We start from the raw sequence: 17,309 nt of genomic DNA on the forward strand, positions 1-17,309 counted from the left end.
GGCCCGGCCCGTCCGCGTAGGCCGGACGCGGCCGACGTCAATCGCCCTCGGGAGTGGTCAGCGGCCTCTGGCTGCGGTGCCGACGGGCGGTGCCGTCTGGGCTGGAGGCCATCGGCAAGGGGTCACCCAGACGGGTTTCGTCGTAATGGACCGGGGTGCCGTCGGGGCGTGTGTAGGTCAGCCGGGCCAGCGGTCGGCCGGTGCGGAGGTCGATGAGGGGGCGGTAGGAGGTGCCGGGTTCGATGGCATGGCGCTCGCCCCACTGGCGGAAGGCGACGATCAAGTCGAAGAGCTCCACGCCCTCGTCGGTGAGTGCGTACGCGCGGTAGCTCGTGCCGTCGTCGGCCGGCTCCGTGCGCAGCACACCGGCCGCCACCAGCCTGGCGAGCCGGTCGCTGAGGATGTTCTTCGCGATGCCCAGACTGCGCTGGAACTGGCTGAACCGCCGGATTCCCGAGAAGGCATCCCGGAGGATCAGCAGAGTCCAGCGGTCGCCGATCAGGTCGACCGTCCGCATGACCGGACAGGTCGGCGGCACCGCCGCGCTCACGGCGCTCTCGTCCTCGCCGTTTCGGTCGACCACTGCCCCTCCGCTTGGGTTTGTTCGGTGACGGGTTCCCGAAGAAGACTACATCGGTAGCAGAGCCAAACCAGTCCGGTTGCATATCAAAACCACTTCTGCCTAACCTGCTCCGGCGCAGCATCCGGCCAGGCCCTCGACTTCCCTACGGCGCCCTGCCCACCCTGTCGACTTCCCGCCGGCCACCCGGCCGCGGGCACTTCCCGAGGAGTTCTCCGATGATCACGGCGGACGAGACGTTCGACGGCACCTTCCCCTACACCCCGCACTTCAGCTCCGCCCCCGGGTTCCGCATGCACTTCGTCGACGAGGGCACCGGTCCGGTGCTGCTGTGCCTGCACGGCGAGCCGACCTGGGGCTACCTGTTTCGTCACCTGATCGCCGGCCTCTCCGGCACCCACCGGGTGGTGGTGCCGGATCACATGGGCTTCGGCAAGAGTGAGACGCCCGCTGATCGCACGTACCGGCTCCAGGACCACATCGACAACGCCGAAGCGCTCGTCCTGGACCTGGGGCTGCGCGACATCACGCTGGTCGTGCACGACTTCGGCGGCCCGGTCGGCATGGGCCTGCTGGCCCGCCGGCCCGAGCTGGTCACCCGGGTCGTCGCTCTCAACGCCCCCACCCCCTTCGGCCAGCCCGACCTGGCCCAGGCGGTGGCCGCGAACGCCTCGCACTCCCCCTGGTTCCGCTGGATCGCCGAGGCCGAGGCCGACGGCACCCTGGACGATGTGCTCGGCGCCCTCGGGTACACCATCCTCAGCACCCTGAAGCTCAACGGGTTCCAGGACAACACCGTCATCACCCCGGCCTGGCTCCGCGCCTACGCGACCCCGTTCCCCACTCCGGGGCAGACGCTCGGCGCGCTGGGCTGGGCGAAGGGCTTCGCGCTCGGCACCCACCGCTTCGAGACGCCCTCACCCGCGGCACGCGAGGCGGCGGCCAGGATTCCCGCCCTGGCCGTGTGGGGAACCCAGGACCAGACCCTGCGCGCCGAGCACTTCCTGCCCCTTTTCCGCGCCGCCTTCCCCAACGGCCTGATCAGCGAACTGCCCAGCGCCGGGCACTACAGCCCCGAGGACGCCCCCGACAGCATCCTCGCGCTGACACGGCTGTTCCTGGACGCGACGGCCAGGGACGCCGGAGAGGCGAATGTGGCACCTGCGGCCTGAGATAGCCCTCCCTCCAGCCCTGATCGGCTGTTGGCGGCGGTGCCGGCTCCTTGGCGGCCCATCTCGCCCTACGGCCCGGTAACTTATCGTCCCTATATCGAAAAGCGCATACACGCCCACAACGCCTCACCGCCTTGACTGGCGGCATGACGCACAGCAATCCAGCTCGCATCAGGGCCCGCCCGAGCAGGTCGCCGACATCCGGAATCTCTTCGGCCGTTCCGCCGGCAGGAATCACCGTCTACGGGTGCGAACGGGACGAGGCTGTTCTGTTCCGGGAGTTGGCGCCGCTCTATGGCGTTGCGCCGACCATCACGGGGGACGGGGTATCGGAAGCCAACATCGAGCTGGCATTCGGCAACCGTTGCATCAGCGTCAGCCATAAGACCCGGATCACCGATTCCACCCTTCTCGCGCTGAGCCGAGCCGGCATCGCGTACATCTCCACGCGGAGCATCGGATACAACCACGTCGATGTGGCGTACGCGGCCGGCGTCGGCATCACGGTCGGGAATGTCATCTACTCTCCGGACAGCGTGGCCGACTACACCGTGATGCTGATGCTGATGGCGGTGCGCGACGCGAAGTCCACCGTCCTGAGGGCCGATGTCCACGATTACCGCCTGAACGACATGCGCGGGAAGGAACTGCGTGATCTGACCGTGGGCGTGGTGGGGACGGGACGTATCGGCGCGGCAGTGGTGCAGCGGTTGCGCGGTTTCGGTTGCCGGGTGCTGGCCCATAGCCTCCGGCGCGACACCGTCGCCGAGTACGTCTCCCTGGACACGTTGCTGCGGCAGAGCGACATCGTCACGCTTCACGCGCCGCTGACCCCGGATACCCATCACCTCCTCGATCGGCGTCGTCTCGGACTGATGAAGCCGGGGGCTTTCCTCGTCAACACGGGACGGGGTGCGCTCATCGACAGCGCGGCCCTTATCGCAGCTCTGGAAAGCGGCAGGGTGGGCGGGGCGGCACTGGACGTCGTCGAAGGAGAAGAAGGCGTCTTCTACGCGGACTGCAGAGACAAGCGGGTGGAGAGCGAGACGCTGCTGCGACTGCAGAAAATGCCGAACGTGCTGATCAGTCCGCACACCGCTTACTACACGGACCACGCCCTGCGCGACACCGTGGAGAACTCCATCGTCAACTGCCTGGACTTCGAAAGCAGGTACCGGAATGGATAGGCTGAAGGTCGGAATCGTGTTCGGCGGCCGCTCCGAGGAGCACCCCGTATCCGTCAAGTCCGCGCAGGAGGTCGCGAAGAACCTCAACCTCGACCGCTACGAGCCGTTCTACATCGGCATCACGCGCAGCGGCTCCTGGAAGCTCTGTGACTGGCCCGCCCCGGACTGGGAGAACGGCACGTGCCGTCCGGCCGTACTGTCGCCGGACAGCAGCGCACCCGGACTGCTCGTGCTGGAGCAGGGGCGATACGACACCATCGGCCTGGACGTCGTGCTGCCCGTGCTGCACGGCAGGCTGGGCGAGGACGGTGCCGTACAGGGGCTGCTGGAGCTGTCCGGCATCCCCTACGTCGGCTGCGACGTCCAGAGTTCCGCCCTGTGCATGGACAAATCCCTGAGTTATCTCGTCGCCCGGAGCGCGGGAATCGCCACTCCCCGTTTCTGGACCATCACGGGTGACGAGGACATCGACGCCGACCGGCTCACCTATCCGGTCTTCGTGAAACCGGCCCGGTCGGGATCGTCCTTCGGCGTCAGCAAGGTGGCGGGCAAGGAGGAACTGCCGAGTGCCGTGGCCACCGCGAGGCAGTACGACGCGAAGGTGCTGATCGAAGAGGCCGTCGTCGGCAGCGAGGTCGGATGCGCCATTTTGGGCAACGGCCCGGATCTGGTGACCGGCGAGGTCGACCGAATGGCCCTGTCCCACGGCTTCTTCAGGATCCACCAGGAGGACAACCCGGAAAACGGCTCCGAGAACTCGACGCCGATCGTTCCCGCCGACATCCCGGTGCAGGCGCGCACGCTCGTGCAGGAAACCGCCAAGGCCGTATACCGCGCGTTGGGCTGCCGGGGACTGTCGCGCGTGGACATGTTCCTCAAGGACGACGGCACCGTGGTCCTCAACGAGGTGAACACCCTGCCGGGCATGACGTCCTACAGCCGCTATCCGAGGATGATGGACGCGGCTGGACTGCCGCTTTCCGAAGTGATCGACCGCTTGATATCGCTGACCTTGACGCGAGAAGCCGATGTACGGTGACTTCGTTTACCTGGACGAGTTCATACCCGGCGTTCGCTGGGACGCCAAGTACGCCACCTGGGACAATTTCACCGGCAAACCGGTGGACGGTTACCTGGCGAATCGTATCGTCGGAACGAGGGCGTTGGGCATCGCCCTGAAACACGTGCGCGAAGAAGCCGCATCCCTCGGCTTCGGCCTGCTGCTCTGGGACGCGTATCGCCCCCAAAGCGCTGTGGACTGCTTTCTGCGCTGGTCGCGACAGCCGGAGGACGGCTCGACGAAATCACGGCACCATCCGAACATCAACCGGGCCGAGATGTTCGAACGTGGTTACGTGGCCCGCAGGTCGGGCCACAGCCGAGGCAGCACGGTCGACCTGACGTTCTTTCACCTCGACACCGGCGAGCTCGCTGCCATGGGCGGCGGGCACGACCTGATGGACCCCGTCTCGCATCACGGAGCGCAAGGGATCACGCAGGCCGAAACGGCCAACCGAGAGTATCTCCGCACCACGATGGAGAACTGCGGTTTCGCACCCTACGACCGCGAGTGGTGGCATTACACCCTCAAAGACGAACCGTATCCCGACACGTATTTCGACTTTCCCATCACACAAATGAGCACAGCATGAACGCACAGTCCGTGAAGGTGATGCCGGCATGATGTCGAACGAACCCGTTCCCCTCAGCCTTCCCGACAACAGCCCGTCCCCCTCCGGCGCTTCCCGCGCCACCCGGTCATGATCCCGCTCGCTCTCCGCGAGATCGCCGCGATCGTGGATGGCACGGTCGAGGGCGACGACACGGTGACCGTGACCGCGCCGGCCGTCCTCGACGGCCGGCGGGCCGAACCGGGCGGCCTTTTCGTGGCGTTCGCCGGAGAGCACGCCGACGGCCACGACTACGCCGGCCAGGCCGGCCGCGCCGGAGCGGTGGCCGTGCTCGGCTCCCGGCGCACACCGCTGCCGACCGTTGTCGTCCACGACACGCAGGCCGCGCTGCAGGCGCTCGCCACCGAGGTCGTCGCCCGCCTGCGCGACGGGATGACCGTGGTCGGACTGACCGGGTCCCAGGGCAAGACCGGCACCAAGGACCTGCTGGCGGCCGTGCTGTCGAGCACGGCGCCGACCATCGCCACCATCGGTTCCCTCAACAACGAGCTCGGCGTGCCGCTCACCATGCTGCGCGCCGACGCGACCACCCGGTACCTCGTCCTGGAGATGGGAGCCCGCCACGTCGGCGACATCGCCGCGCTCACCGGCCTGGTCGCGCCCGACATCGCGGTCGTCCTCAACGTCGGCCAGGCCCACCTCGGCTAGTTCGGTTCACGCGCGGCCATCGCCCGGGCCAAGGGCGAGCTGGTGCGCGGACTGACGCCCGGGGGAACCGCCGTCCTCAACGCCGACGATCCCCGCGTGGTCGCCATGCGCGCCCTCACCGACAACCCCGTGCTGACCTTCGGCCGGGCGGACCACGCCGACGTACGCGTCCTCGACCTGACGCTGGACCGGCTCGGCCGGCCGTCGTTCACCCTGCGGACCCCCGCTGCCTCGGCCGCCGTCGCCCTGCCGCACGTAGGAGCCCACCAGGCGCTCAACGCCTCGGCCGCCGTGGCCGCGGCCCTGGCGGCCGGCGTACCGCTGGACCTGGCCACGGCGGCTCTGGCCACCGCCCCGCTGTCGAGGTGGCGCATGGAGGTGCACCACCTCCCCGGCGGCGTGACGCTGCTCAACGACTCCTACAACGCCAACCCCGACTCCACACGCGCCGCCCTGGACGCGCTGGCGGCGATGGAGGGCGGCCGCCGCATCGCCGTCCTGGGCGAGATGCTCGAACTCGGTGACGCCAGTGACGACGAGCACCGCGCCGTGGGGACCTACGCCGCCGGCCGGGCCGACGTCGTGGCCGTGGTCGGCGAAGGCGCCCGGGCGATCGCCGACGGCGCGGACGGTCGAGCGGTGACGCTGACCGACAACGACGCGGCCGTCGACTGGCTGGGCGGCCAACTCGCGCCCGGCGACGTGGTGTTGGTCAAGGCCTCGCGCGGGGCCCGCCTGGACGAGGTGGCCGCCGCGCTCACGTAGGGCGCCGGAGGCGGTCGACGGGAAGGAAACCGCGTTGCCCCGCCGGACGCCCCCAGGCAGGCGACAGCCCCCAGCTGCCGCCCGCCGCCCTGCGGCACGCGGTCAGCGCCCGCGACGCTTCATGTAGAGATCGAAAGCGCGATAGACCATCGGCCGCAAGGGCAGGTCCCACTCGCCGACGTAGCGCACCGCCTGACCGCCTGTGCCGGCCTTGAACCGGATCAGCCCGACGTGTGGGTCGTCGGCGTCGAGCGTCGGGGTGATGCCCCGCAGGTCGTACACGTCGCAGCCGGCCGCCAGTGAGTCGCGGATCATCGCCCACTGGCAGGCGTTGGAGCCGCGCACCTCACGCTTCTCGGTGGAGGAGGCGCCGTAGGAGTACCACGCGTGGGTACCGACGCGGACCAGGATGGTGGCCGCGACCAGGTCGCCCCGATGGCGGGCCAGGTAGAGCTTGATCCGCTCAGGATCCTCGGCGCGCAGCGCCGCGACCATGGTCTCGAAGTAGCCCAGTGGGCGGGGGGTGAAGCGGTCGCGTTCGGCGGTGTGGACGTAGAGGTCGTGAAAGGCGCGGAGGTCCTTCGCATCGTCGCCGGTGGTGACCTCGACGCCTTCCCTGTCCGCCTTCTTGATGTTGCGCCGCCACTGTTGGTTCATGCCCTTGAGCAGGTGCTCCTCGGTCCGGCCGGCCAGCGGGAGCTCGTACCTGAACTGCGGATGCCCGACCCCGAAGCCGTCCTCGGGACTCTGCGGCAGCCAGCCCGCGTCCCGCAGCCGGCTGGTCACGCGGGCGCCGACCGGGTCGGCCCACCGGCCGGACATGTCGGTGAGCCGTTTCACGGCCGGGTCGGCGATGCCTTCCTTGACCTGGGCGGCGCTCCAGGTGCTGGTGCGCACCGGCGGACCGATGCGGATCGCGAAGGCACCGCGGGATTTGAGGTGGGCCGCCAGCGGATCGAGCCACCTGTCGATCTCGCCGGTCCAGTCGATGACCGGGCCGTCCGGCAGGTAGGCCAGTGTGAAGCGCTCCAGCCGCGGCACCGGGCGGTGCAGGACGAGTCCGGCGCCGACCAGTCGCCCGCCGTCGAACCAGCCCAGACACTCGCTGCGCCACTCGGTCTTGACGCGGCCCCAGGCCGGGGTCTGCAGGAAGCTGACCGACCGCTGTGCCCGCACGAACGCCAGGTGCTCGGCAGCGCTGATGGGGGTGACGCGCAGACTCGCTGCCCCGGCGCTGCTTCCTCGAAGGGGAACGCTTCGGCTTGTCAATGCGCCGTCCCCCCAACGGGGTTCACGGATGGCGCGCTGTCGCGCCCTGGGTGCGAGCGGCTCAAGGCCGCTGCTCGGACTGATCGGCTCGGGGACATGGCCACAGTCAAGGTGGCGCGGTGTTGCCGGCGCGTATGCGGTTTTCGATACGCCGACGATACGTGCCGACGCCCGGCATGCTGGTGCGGTGCCGGTCCCATGTGGTTATCTGGCTCCATGACCGTGCTCGTGACCCGCCGCCACGTTGACTACGGGCGTGTCACCACCGCGTGTTGTCCTGCCGTGAGCTGAGTCCGCGCTCCGGTCTCCACCCCTTCTGTTCTTCCTCCGCACAGGGCTGACGACCGCCCGCACGCCGGGCGCTGCCGTCACCCCCTGTCGTTCCTTCGGGCCTTCCATGTCCCCTCACCACCGAGGGCCCTCCCGTCCCCCGCACCACGGGCATTTCCGCCTTCCGCACAAGGGAGCACCACCATGAGCCAGCCCATCGACTCCGTCACCGCAGGCCACACCCCCGAGGACACACCCGCCGGGCCCGACACCTCGGCGTGGTCGTTCGAGACCAAGCAGATCCACGCCGGCGCGGCCCCCGACCCGACGACCGGCGCCCGGGCGACGCCGATCTACCAGACGACGTCGTTCGTCTTCCGGGACACCCGGCACGCCGCCGACCTGTTCTCGCTGGCCGAGCCCGGCAACATCTACACCCGCATCCACAACCCCACCCAGGACGTCTTCGAGCAGCGCATCGCCGCCCTGGAGGGCGGGGTGGCGGCCGTGGCGCTGTCCTCCGGGCAGGCGGCGGAGACGCTGGCGATCCTCACCCTCGCAGGCTCCGGCGACCACATCGTCTCCAGTACGTCGCTGTACGGCGGCACGTACAACCTGTTCCGGCACACACTGCCGAAGCTGGGCATCGAGGTGTCGTTCGTGGACGACCCGGACGACCTCGACGCCTGGCGGGCGGCGATCCGGCCGAACACCAAGGCGTTGTTCGCGGAGACGCTGGGCAACCCGCGCGGCAACGTGCTCGACGTGCGGGCGGTCGCCGACGTGGCACACACGGCCGGCCTGCCGCTGATCGTGGACAACACGGTCCCGACGCCGTATCTCCTGCCGCCCGTCGAGCACGGCGCGGACATCGTCGTGCACTCCGCGACCAAGTTCCTGGGCGGGCACGGCACGGCCATCGCGGGTGTGGTCGTCGACGGCGGCACCTTCGACTTCGGGGCGCACGCCGAGCGGTTCCCGGACTTCACGGAGCCCGACCCCAGCTACCACGGGCTGCGGTACTGGCCGGCGCTCGGCCCGGGCGCCTTCGCCGTCAAGCTCCGGGTGCAGCTGCTGCGCGACCTCGGACCGGCCCTCTCCCCGCACTCCGCGTTCCTGCTCCTGCAGGGCGTCGAGACGCTCAGCCTCCGCATCGAGCGGCACTCCGCCAACGCCCAGGCCCTGGCCGAATGGCTGGAAGGACGGGACGAGGTCGCCGCCGTCCACTACCCGGGGCTTCGCTCCAGCAAGTGGTACCAGGCAGGGCGGACGTACCTGCCGAACGGTGCCGGTGCCGTGGTCTCGTTCGAGCTGCGCGACGGTGTGGAGGCGGGCAAGCGGTTCGTGGACGCCGTGGAGCTGTTCAGTCACCTCGCCAACATCGGTGATGTGCGCAGCCTGATCATCCACCCGGCGTCCACCACGCACAGCCAGCTCGACGCGGATCAGCTGGCGGCCACCGGCACCTCCCCCGGCCTGGTGCGCCTGTCGGTCGGCCTCGAGAACCTCGCCGACCTCAAGGCCGACCTGGAGGCGGGGTTCCGCGCGGCGAAGGCCGCGTCCTGAACACCGTACTGACGCCGTCCGAGGTCCCCCTCCCGCCGGCCTCCGGGGCCTGGCGGGAGGGGGACCCGCCCGGGCGTCGCCAGTGGTACGAGCGGGACACACCGCTTCCCCTGGAGGCGGGCGGCGAACTCCCGGGCGTGCGGCTCGCGTTCGAGACCTGGGGGCGGCTCGCCGCCGACCGCTCCAACGCCGTGCTGGTCCTGCACGCCCTGACCGGCGACAGCCACGTCGCCGGCCCCGCCGAGCCCGGTCACCCCACCCCCGGTTGGTGGGACGGGCTCGTCGGCCCGGGACGCGCCCTCGACACCGACCGCTGGTTCGTCGTGGCTGCGAACGTGCTCGGCGGCTGCCAGGGCAGCACCGGACCGGCGTCCCTCGCTCCGGACGGACGCCACTGGGGCAGCCGCTTCCCCTTCCTGACACAGCGCGACCAGGTGGCGGCCGAGGCGGGTCTGGCCGACGCGCTGGGCATCGACCGCTGGGCGCTGGTCGTCGGCGGGTCGATGGGCGGGATGCGGGCGCTGGAATGGGCCGTGTCGCGTCCGGGACGGACACAGGCGCTGCTGGTGCTCGCCACGACGGCCGCGGCGAGCGCGGAGCAGATCGCCTGGGCGGACATCCAGCTCCATGCCGTCCGCAGCGACCCGCACTGGCGCGGCGGCGACTACCACGACGCCGGCCCCGGACTCGGCCCGCACGCGGGCCTCGGCCTGGCCCGCCGCCTGGCCCACGTCACCTACCGCAGCGAACCGGAGCTGCAGGCCCGCTTCGGCCGCACACCGCAGGGCGCGGAGGATCCCTGGAACGGCGGCCGGTACCAGGTGGAGTCCTACCTCGACCACCACGCCGCCAAGCTCGTACGCCGCTTCGACGCAGGCAGCTACGTCGCCCTCGCGCAGGCGATGAACACGCACGACATCGGTCGCGGCCGGGGCGGTACGCGCGCCGCCCTGAGCCGTGTGACGGCCCGGACCCTCGTCGCGGGCGTCGACTCGGACCGCCTCTATCCGCTGTCCCAGCAGGCGGAGTTGGCGGCCGGGATACCGGCAGCCGACCACGTGCGGGTGGTGGAGTCCCCGTACGGCCACGACGGCTTCCTCATCGAAGTGGAACAAGTCGCCGCACTCGTGAGCGAGCTCATCGGATAGTCGGCGCCGGATGCCGCGCCGGACGAAGCGGTGGTCCGGCGTCGACGATCGACTCCGGCGACCCGGCCCAGTGAGCTTTCCCACTATCCCTATCGATTTAGTAGAGAACGTTGACGCTGTTGTGGCGCCCGCCCACCATGGGGCCATGTCCCGCGCGCAGCAGCCCCTCGTACGCCGCCGGCACGTCGACTTCCGTCGAGTGGCCAGCGCCGTCTGCCGGCGCGGCTAGCAACGCGACCGGCGCCCGGTGGCACACCTGGTCGCCGCCTCCTCACTCCCCCTTCGACTCGCGGGTCCGGCAGACGGCCGAGCCGTAGCCGCACCGGTTGCCCAGCGACAGCTCCCCGTACGCCGGGAAGGAACCACACCGATGACGTCCGCACCCCCGCCTCACGCCACTCGACCCCACACCTCGCCGGCCACCCCTCGTCGCCTGCGACTGGTGCACGAAGACACACAAGAGGAGAGGAGGGAGCACACACCTCCTGACGACGGATCACCACTCGTCGGCTATCTGGTGTTCCTTCCCGAGGGCGTCGATCCGGGCGCCCTGTTCGCCGAGGCAGGACTGCGGCCACCCATCCACCGGATCGCCTCCGACGCCGCACTCCTCGTATCGCGCATCCCGGACCGGCCGGTCCCGGCCGGTGGCCCGATCCGTATCGATGCCGAGCGCCATGTCGCCGAACTGGAGGGAGAGGAACTCGACCTCACCTACCTGGAGTTCGCCCTGCTGGCTCGGCTCGTGACGGAGCCGCAGCGCGTCCACACACGCGAAGAGCTGGTCCAGCACGTGTGGGGGCACACCCACCTGGGAGACGGACGCACCGTCGACGTGCACATCGCCCGTCTGCGCCGGAAGCTGGGCCCGGCCCACCGGCAGCGGATCGCCACAGTCCGACGCGTGGGGTACAAGTACGTGCCCGCCCCCTGAGAGGGCCGAGGAACCAACCGTCCGGACCCTGGTCCCGGGTGCTGGCAGATCTCCCCGCCAGCGCCACGAAACCCCTGGTCTGACGGTCGCCTGGTGCTGCGTCAGGTGGCGCAACACTCCAGCAACACCGCTTTTCCCATCAGATAAGTATGGTTCGATCCATGTCACCCACCGACCGCGTCCGAGACCACGCCGGCCAGGGCTCGACCACCGTCGCCGCCCACCGTGCGCGGCGACGGCTGCGTGCGGACCGGGCCCGCCAGCTCGCCGACCTGCTCCGGCACCAGCTCCTGGCCGGGCGGTTCCCGGAGGGCGCGCTTCCGCACGAGACGATCCTCGCCGCGGACTACAGCGCCTCCCGCAACACCGTCCGCCAGGCCCTCGACCTCCTGCGCGCCGAGGGCCTGGTCGAACGCCACCCCGGTGTCGGCACGGTCGTCGTGGCCCGGAAGTACCCCCACGGACTCGACCGCCTGATGGGCCTCGCGGAAACCCTGCGCGAACACGGCCGCGTCACCAACGAGGTCCGCACCGTGGGCCCCGTCCCCGCGCCGTCCCCGGTGGCCGACCGCCTGCACGTCCCGCCCGGCGCCGACGTCCTCTACATCGAGCGTCTGCGCCGGCTCAACGGCCTGCCGCTGTCCCTCGACCTGACGTACATCCCCCTCGACATCGGCACCGCGCTGCTCTGCGAGGACCTGGAGAACACGGACATCTTCCGGCTCCTGGAGACCCTCACCGGCACCCCTCTCGGTCACGCCGAGATCAGCCTCGAGGCGGTGAACGCCGACGCCCACTCCGCCGCCGTACTGCAGGCACCGCACGGCGCGGCCGTCCTCATGCTGGAACGCCTCACCCACCTCGCCGACGGGCGACCCGTCGACCTGGAGTTCATCCGCTTCCGCGGCGACCGCATCTCGATGAGCGGTCTGCTGCACCGCTTCCTGTAACCACCCCGCTCGCGCACATTCCTGGAGACAGCCATGCCCTTGGCGCCCCAGCGGGCCGACGTGCCCGTCACCATTGACGAGTCGAAGTGCATCGACGGCTGCACCCTCTGCGTGGACATGTGCCCGCTGGACTCCCTCGCCATCGACGACAGCAGCGGCAAGGCGTACATGCATGTCGACGAGTGCTGGTACTGCGGCCCGTGCGCGGCCCGCTGTCCCACCGGAGCCGTGACGGTGAACATGCCCTACCTGCTCCGGTGAAAGGCCCGACTCCCATGAAACGCACCCCACTTGCCGCAGCCGCCGCCCTGCTCCTCGCCCCGCTCACCGCCTGCGGCGGCAGCGCCGCGGCCGGCTCGGACGGCTCCACCGTCACGATCACCGTCGGCTACCAGTCCAAGACCATCAACACGGTCACCGCGGGAACCCTCCTGCGCTCCCTCGGCTCCTTCGAGAAGCAGCTGAACTCCCTCCACGACGGCCACACCTACAAGGTCGACTGGCAGGACTACGCCACCGGCGCCCCCATCACCGCCCAGATGACCGCCGGGAAGATCGACATCGGGTCGATGGGCGACTTCCCGCTGCTGATCAACGCCGCCCGCGGCAAGCAGCTGAACAACCCCAACCACCTGGTCTCCGTCACCGGCTACAACCTCCGCGGCGGCCTCAACACCATCGTCACCGCCCCCGACTCCCAGCTCACCTCCCTGACGGACCTCAAGGGCAAGAAGGTCTCCACCAGCGTCGGCTCCGCCGCCGACGGCACCCTCGTACGGGCCCTGCAGCGGGCCGGCATCGACCCCGAGCACGGCATCGAGAAGCTCAACCAGCAGCCCGCCGTGGGCGCGTCGGCCCTGACCGCGGGCAGCGCGGACGCGCTGTCGCAGTTCGTCGCCTGGCCCGGCCTGCTCGCCTACCAGGGCAAGGCGAAGGCCCTCTACGACGGCGCCCAGCTGAACCTGCCCACCTTCCACGGCGTCACCGCCCGCGAGGACTTCGCCAAGAGCCGCCCGGCCGTGCTGGAGGCCTTCCTCAAGGCCCAGGCCGAGGCCACCGACTACCTCACCGCCCATCCGGTGGCCGCCGCCGAGAAGGTCGCCAAGGCCACCGGCCTGCCCGCCGAGGTCGTCTACCTCTACAACGGCGCCCACGGCATCTCCACCTTCGACCCGGCCGTCAAGCCGCAGCTCGTCTCCGCGCTCAAGCAGGACGTGTCGGTCCTGAAGGCGGCGAAGCTGACCGGCGACATCGACGTGGACGCCTTCGTCGACGACCAGTACGTGAAGAAGGCCCTCGGCGCCTCGTACGCGCAGCAGCTCACCGCCACCCCGCCCGCCGCCGCGAGCGAGGTGTGGCCCAAGGGCGCCGAGCAGACCAAGTCCTTCAAGTCCCCCGCGCAGCTGCTGACTTACGTCTCCGCCCACTCCGACGGCATCCGCGCCGCCTACGTACCGGACGCCACCACCGGCACCCTCTGGTTCGCCGACAAGGCGGTGTGGGTGGCCGATGGCCGGCAGCTCCTGCCGTTCGTCGCACCGGCGACCGCGCAGGCGTACCTCTCCGCCCACGGCGGCGCCCGCGTCATCAGTTACGCCGAAGCCCTGGAGCGTGCCGCATGAGCCGCCCCGCACCCCGAGCCGGCCGCTACCGGCGGCCAGTGCCACCGGTGGGCCGGTACGCGCTGCGGGTGGGCGCCGTCGCCGCCGCCCTCGGCGTGTGGCAGGTGCTGACCAGCATGGACGTCGACCTGTGGCTGCGCTTCTCGCAGTTCCCCACCGTCACCGACGTCGCCCACGCCTTCGCCGACCGCCTGGCCGGGGCGGACTACTGGACGGACCTCACCGACAGCCTGACCCGCATCGTCACCGGCTTCCTGCTGGCGGCGGCGCTGGGCGTGGCGGTCGGCGTGCTCGTGGCCCGCTCCCGACTGGCCGAGGACCTGCTGGGGCCCCTGCTGGAAGTGGTCCGCCCGATCCCGGCGATCGCCCTGGTGCCCGTGGCGATCCTCCTCTTCCCCTCCAACGAACAGGGCATCGTCTTCATCACCTGCACCGCGGCCTTCTTCCCGGTCCTGGTCTCCACCCGGCACGCCGTCCGGGCCCTGACCCCCGTGTGGGAGGAGGCCGTGCTGACGATGGGCGGCGGCCGGTGGCGCGTCCTCGGCTCGGTCGTGCTGCCGGGCGCGCTGCCGGGCATCTTCGGCGGCCTGTCGGTCGGCATCGGCGTCTCGTGGATCTGCGTGATCTCCGCCGAGATGATCTCCGGCCAGTACGGCGTCGGCTACCGCACCTGGCAGGACTACACGATCGTCAACTACCCCGGCGTCTTCGTCGGCATGGTCACCATCGGCGTCCTCGGCTGGCTCACCTCCACGGCCGTCGAACTGCTCGGCCGACGTCTGACCCGCTGGCTGCCCCGCACCTCGTACGCCCCCGGAACCCGGCCGGCGGCACCGCGCACGCGCCGGACCGCCCGGCCTGCCCCCGCCGTACGCGCCGAACAGCCCTCCGACACCAGGAAGGCACGCGATGAGCACCTCGTCTGACACCAGGCCCGAACCACGCACGGTGCACCAGGCGCCGTCGTCCGTACGCGGCACCCGGCTCACCCTGCGCGCCGCCACGCTCGGCCGCCCCGACGCACCCGTCCTGGCCGATGTCGACCTCGACATCGCGCGCGGCGAGATCCTCACCGTCGTCGGCCCCTCCGGATGCGGCAAGTCGACCCTGCTGCGCAGTCTGGCGGGCCTGCTGCCGCCGCTGGCAGGGGAGATCGACCAGGACGGCCATCCCCTGACCGGCCCCTCGGCCGAACGCGCCCTGATCTTCCAGGAGGACGCCCTGCTGCCCTGGCGCACCCTGCGCGCCAACGTCGAACTCCCCCTGGCCATTCGCCGCGTCGCCCGCTCCGAGCGCCGTATGCAGGCCGAGGAGTGGCTGGCCCGCGTCGGACTCGCCGACCACGCCCGCCAGTTGCCCCACCGGGTCTCCGGCGGGCAGCGCCAGCGCGCCCAGTTGGCCCGCGCCCTGGCCGGCCGTCCGCACGCCGTCCTGATGGACGAGCCATTCGGCGCCCTCGACGCCCAGACCCGCGCCGGCATGCAGGACCTGCTGGTGGAGGTGCTGCACGGCACCGGCGCGACCGTCGTCTTCGTCACCCACGACGTGGACGAGGCCCTCTTCCTCGGCGACCGCGTCGCCCTGCTCGGCGCCGGCCGCCTGCTCGCCGTACGGGACGTACCGCGTCCCCGCGACCGTACGGCCCACGACGACCCGGCCCGCGCCGCCCTGCGCCGCGACGTCCTCACCTCGCTCGGCACGTGAAAGGCACCCCGGTGAACCCCCGCACCCACACCCCCTCCGAGCCCCTGCCGATCCCCGCCCTCGCCGACGCCGAGGAACTGTCCTGCGACGTCCTCGTCATCGGCGGCGGCACCGCCGGCACCATGGCCGCCCTGACCGCCGCCGAGCACGGCGCGAACGTCCTGCTGCTGGAGAAGGCCCACGTCCGTCACTCCGGCGCCCTGGCGATGGGCATGGACGGCGTCAACAACGCCGTCATCCCCGGCCGCGCCGAACCGGACGACTACGTCGCCGAGATCACCCGCGCCAACGACGGCATCGTCGACCAGTTCATCGTCCGCCAGACCGCCGCCCGCGGCTTCGCCATGGTGCAGCGGCTGGAGTCGTACGGTGTGAAGTTCGAGAAGGACGAGCACGGCGAGTACGCGGTGCGCCAGGTCCACCGCTCCGGCTCCTACGTGCTGCCGATGCCGGAGGGCAAGGACGTCAAGAAGGTCCTGTACCGGCAGTTGCGGCGGCGCGAGATGCGCGAGCGGATCCGCATCGAGAACCGGGTGATGCCGGTGCGCGTGCTCACCGCCGAGGGGCGGGCCGTGGGGGCGGTCGGGTTCCACACGCGCACGGGCGCGTTCGTGGTGGTGCGCGCGGGCGCCGTGATCCTGGCGACCGGCGCCTGCGGCCGCCTGGGCCTGCCCGCCTCCGGCTACCTCTACGGCACCTACGAGAATCCCACCAACGCGGGCGACGGCTACGCCATGGCCTACCACGCGGGCGCCGAGCTCACCGGCATCGAGTGCTTCCAGATCAACCCGCTGATCAAGGACTACAACGGCCCCGCCTGCGCGTATGTCGCCAATCCCTTCGGCGGCTACCAGGTCAACCGGCACGGCGAACGCTTCGTCGACTCCGACTACTGGTCCGGCCAGATGATGGCCGAGTTCGCGGCCGAGATCGCCGGCGAGCGGGGCCCGGTCTACCTGAAGCTGAGCCACCTTCCCGAGGAGTCGATCTCGGCTCTGGAGTCCATCCTGCACTCGACCGAGCGCCCGACGCGCGGCACGTTCCACGCCGGGCGGGGCCACGACTACCGCACCCACGACGTCGAGATGCACATCTCGGAGATCGGCCTGTGCGGCGGCCACTCGGCCTCGGGCGTACGGGTCGACGACCACGCCCGCACGACCGTCCCCCGCCTGTACGCGGCCGGCGACCTGGCCTGCGTGCCGCACAACTACATGATCGGCGCGTTCGTCTTCGGGGATCTGGCCGGCGCGGACGCCTCCTCATACCGCTCCTACGACGGCGAGTTGCCCCTCGACCAGCTGCGCGAGGCGCACGAGCTGATCTACCGCCCGCTGCGCAACCCCGACGGCCCACCGCAACCGCAGGTCGAGTACAAACTGCGCCGCTTCGTCAACGACTACGTGGCCCCGCCGAAGTCCGGCGCGCGACTGTCGTTGGCTTTGGAAGCCTTCGAGCGGATGCGGGACGACATCGCCGCGATGGGCGCCCGGACCCCGCACGAACTCATGCGCTGCGCCGAGGTCACCTTCATCCGCGACTGCGCGGAGATGGCCGCCCGCGCCTCCCTGGCCCGCACCGAGTCCCGCTGGGGCCTCTACCACGACCGCGTCGACCACCCCCGGCGCGACGACACGTCCTGGTTCCACCACCTCGACCTGTACAAGTCCCCTTCCGGCGCCATGGAGTTCAGGGCCCGTCCGGTGGCTCCCTACCTGGTCCCGGTCGACGGCTTCACCCCGGCCGGCGGCCCCTCCCGCCACCTCGGCGAGGTGCACCCCGAGCCCGTGGCGACGGCCGGGG

The 17,309-nt window shown here is 70.7% G+C and carries 15 protein-coding genes and 1 pseudogene; 14 read left to right on the forward strand and 2 right to left on the reverse strand.

All coding sequences use genetic code 11. From position 1 onward, the window contains the following. Positions 1-37: 37 nt before the first annotated feature. A complete protein-coding gene (locus ACYF6T_RS39450; protein WP_461702773.1) occupies positions 38-583 on the reverse strand; it encodes a winged helix-turn-helix transcriptional regulator in 546 nt (181 codons plus the stop codon). A 215-nt stretch (positions 584-798) separates the two neighbouring features. Here ACYF6T_RS39450 and ACYF6T_RS39455 point away from each other — a divergent pair, with 215 nt between their 5' ends. From ACYF6T_RS39455 to ACYF6T_RS39475, 5 genes and pseudogenes are all read left to right on the forward strand, one after another. Beyond that, complete coding sequence (locus tag ACYF6T_RS39455; protein WP_461702774.1) at positions 799-1,752, forward strand: alpha/beta fold hydrolase; 954 nt, start codon at positions 799-801, stop codon at positions 1,750-1,752. A 146-nt stretch (positions 1,753-1,898) separates the two neighbouring features. Beyond that, positions 1,899-2,939 (forward strand): D-isomer specific 2-hydroxyacid dehydrogenase family protein, encoded by a 1,041-nt coding sequence (locus ACYF6T_RS39460; protein ID WP_461702775.1) that lies wholly within the window; start codon positions 1,899-1,901, stop codon positions 2,937-2,939. Next, on the forward strand, positions 2,932-3,978 hold the full coding sequence (vanA-Sc, locus tag ACYF6T_RS39465) for a D-alanine--(R)-lactate ligase VanA-Sc (RefSeq protein WP_461702776.1): 1,047 nt from the start codon (positions 2,932-2,934) through the stop codon (positions 3,976-3,978). Before ACYF6T_RS39460 ends, vanA-Sc begins: the two co-directional genes overlap by 8 nt. Next, a complete protein-coding gene (gene vanX, locus ACYF6T_RS39470; RefSeq protein WP_461702777.1) occupies positions 3,968-4,591 on the forward strand; it encodes a D-Ala-D-Ala dipeptidase VanX in 624 nt (207 codons plus the stop codon). Before vanA-Sc ends, vanX begins: the two co-directional genes overlap by 11 nt. Before the next feature lie 108 nt (positions 4,592-4,699). Continuing rightward, positions 4,700-6,043, forward strand: a pseudogene (locus tag ACYF6T_RS39475) (UDP-N-acetylmuramoyl-tripeptide--D-alanyl-D-alanine ligase). 102 nt (positions 6,044-6,145) lie between these two features. On the opposite strand, the gene ACYF6T_RS39480 reads toward ACYF6T_RS39475, so the two are convergent. After that, the gene (locus tag ACYF6T_RS39480; RefSeq protein ID WP_461702793.1) at positions 6,146-7,261 is read right to left on the reverse strand and encodes a lipid II:glycine glycyltransferase FemX; all 1,116 of its coding nucleotides are present in this window, start codon (positions 7,259-7,261) and stop codon (positions 6,146-6,148) included. 525 nt (positions 7,262-7,786) lie between these two features. Between ACYF6T_RS39480 and ACYF6T_RS39485 the strand changes: the two genes are divergently transcribed. From ACYF6T_RS39485 to ACYF6T_RS39525, 9 genes are all read left to right on the forward strand, one after another. Beyond that, positions 7,787-9,148, forward strand: coding sequence for a bifunctional o-acetylhomoserine/o-acetylserine sulfhydrylase (locus ACYF6T_RS39485; RefSeq protein ID WP_461702778.1), 1,362 nt, complete (start codon positions 7,787-7,789; stop codon positions 9,146-9,148). Beyond that, positions 9,145-10,296 carry a homoserine O-acetyltransferase MetX gene (gene metX / locus ACYF6T_RS39490; RefSeq protein ID WP_461702794.1) on the forward strand — a complete coding sequence of 384 codons (1,152 nt, stop codon included), beginning with the start codon at positions 9,145-9,147 and terminating at the stop codon, positions 10,294-10,296. The genes ACYF6T_RS39485 and metX overlap by 4 nt, the downstream gene beginning before the upstream one ends. Positions 10,297-10,666: 370 nt before the next feature. Then, positions 10,667-11,230 (forward strand): winged helix-turn-helix domain-containing protein, encoded by a 564-nt coding sequence (locus ACYF6T_RS39495; RefSeq protein WP_461702780.1) that lies wholly within the window; start codon positions 10,667-10,669, stop codon positions 11,228-11,230. A gap of 161 nt (positions 11,231-11,391) precedes the next feature. After that, positions 11,392-12,180: a GntR family transcriptional regulator gene (locus tag ACYF6T_RS39500; RefSeq protein WP_461702781.1), complete on the forward strand. Its 789-nt coding sequence runs from the start codon at positions 11,392-11,394 to the stop codon at positions 12,178-12,180. Positions 12,181-12,213: 33 nt separating this feature from the next. Beyond that, complete coding sequence (locus ACYF6T_RS39505; protein WP_016437651.1) at positions 12,214-12,441, forward strand: 4Fe-4S dicluster domain-containing protein; 228 nt, start codon at positions 12,214-12,216, stop codon at positions 12,439-12,441. 14 nt (positions 12,442-12,455) lie between these two features. Continuing rightward, entirely contained in the window at positions 12,456-13,802 is a 1,347-nt protein-coding gene (locus ACYF6T_RS39510; protein WP_461702784.1) for an ABC transporter substrate-binding protein, read from the forward strand. After that, the gene (locus tag ACYF6T_RS39515) at positions 13,799-14,728 is read left to right on the forward strand and encodes an ABC transporter permease (RefSeq protein WP_461702785.1); all 930 of its coding nucleotides are present in this window, start codon (positions 13,799-13,801) and stop codon (positions 14,726-14,728) included. Before ACYF6T_RS39510 ends, ACYF6T_RS39515 begins: the two co-directional genes overlap by 4 nt. Next, on the forward strand, positions 14,712-15,506 hold the full coding sequence (locus ACYF6T_RS39520; protein WP_461702787.1) for an ABC transporter ATP-binding protein: 795 nt from the start codon (positions 14,712-14,714) through the stop codon (positions 15,504-15,506). Before ACYF6T_RS39515 ends, ACYF6T_RS39520 begins: the two co-directional genes overlap by 17 nt. Before the next feature lie 11 nt (positions 15,507-15,517). Then, the coding region (locus tag ACYF6T_RS39525) for a fumarate reductase/succinate dehydrogenase flavoprotein subunit (RefSeq protein WP_461702788.1) at positions 15,518-17,309 on the forward strand (1,792 nt) is incomplete at its 3' end.

The organism is Streptomyces sp. 7R007 (assembly GCF_054850255.1).

Coding starts and splice junctions, on each gene's coding strand:
- vanX (WP_461702777.1), top strand. CDS start 3,968: ATGTACGGTGACTTCGTTTACCTGGACGAGTTCATACCCGGCGTTCGC.
- ACYF6T_RS39485 (WP_461702778.1), top strand. CDS start 7,787: ATGAGCCAGCCCATCGACTCCGTCACCGCAGGCCACACCCCCGAGGAC.
- ACYF6T_RS39500 (WP_461702781.1), top strand. CDS start 11,392: ATGTCACCCACCGACCGCGTCCGAGACCACGCCGGCCAGGGCTCGACC.
- ACYF6T_RS39460 (WP_461702775.1), top strand. CDS start 1,899: ATGACGCACAGCAATCCAGCTCGCATCAGGGCCCGCCCGAGCAGGTCG.
- ACYF6T_RS39455 (WP_461702774.1), top strand. CDS start 799: ATGATCACGGCGGACGAGACGTTCGACGGCACCTTCCCCTACACCCCG.
- ACYF6T_RS39510 (WP_461702784.1), top strand. CDS start 12,456: ATGAAACGCACCCCACTTGCCGCAGCCGCCGCCCTGCTCCTCGCCCCG.
- vanA-Sc (WP_461702776.1), top strand. CDS start 2,932: ATGGATAGGCTGAAGGTCGGAATCGTGTTCGGCGGCCGCTCCGAGGAG.
- ACYF6T_RS39520 (WP_461702787.1), top strand. CDS start 14,712: ATGAGCACCTCGTCTGACACCAGGCCCGAACCACGCACGGTGCACCAG.
- ACYF6T_RS39505 (WP_016437651.1), top strand. CDS start 12,214: ATGCCCTTGGCGCCCCAGCGGGCCGACGTGCCCGTCACCATTGACGAG.
- ACYF6T_RS39495 (WP_461702780.1), top strand. CDS start 10,667: ATGACGTCCGCACCCCCGCCTCACGCCACTCGACCCCACACCTCGCCG.
- ACYF6T_RS39515 (WP_461702785.1), top strand. CDS start 13,799: ATGAGCCGCCCCGCACCCCGAGCCGGCCGCTACCGGCGGCCAGTGCCA.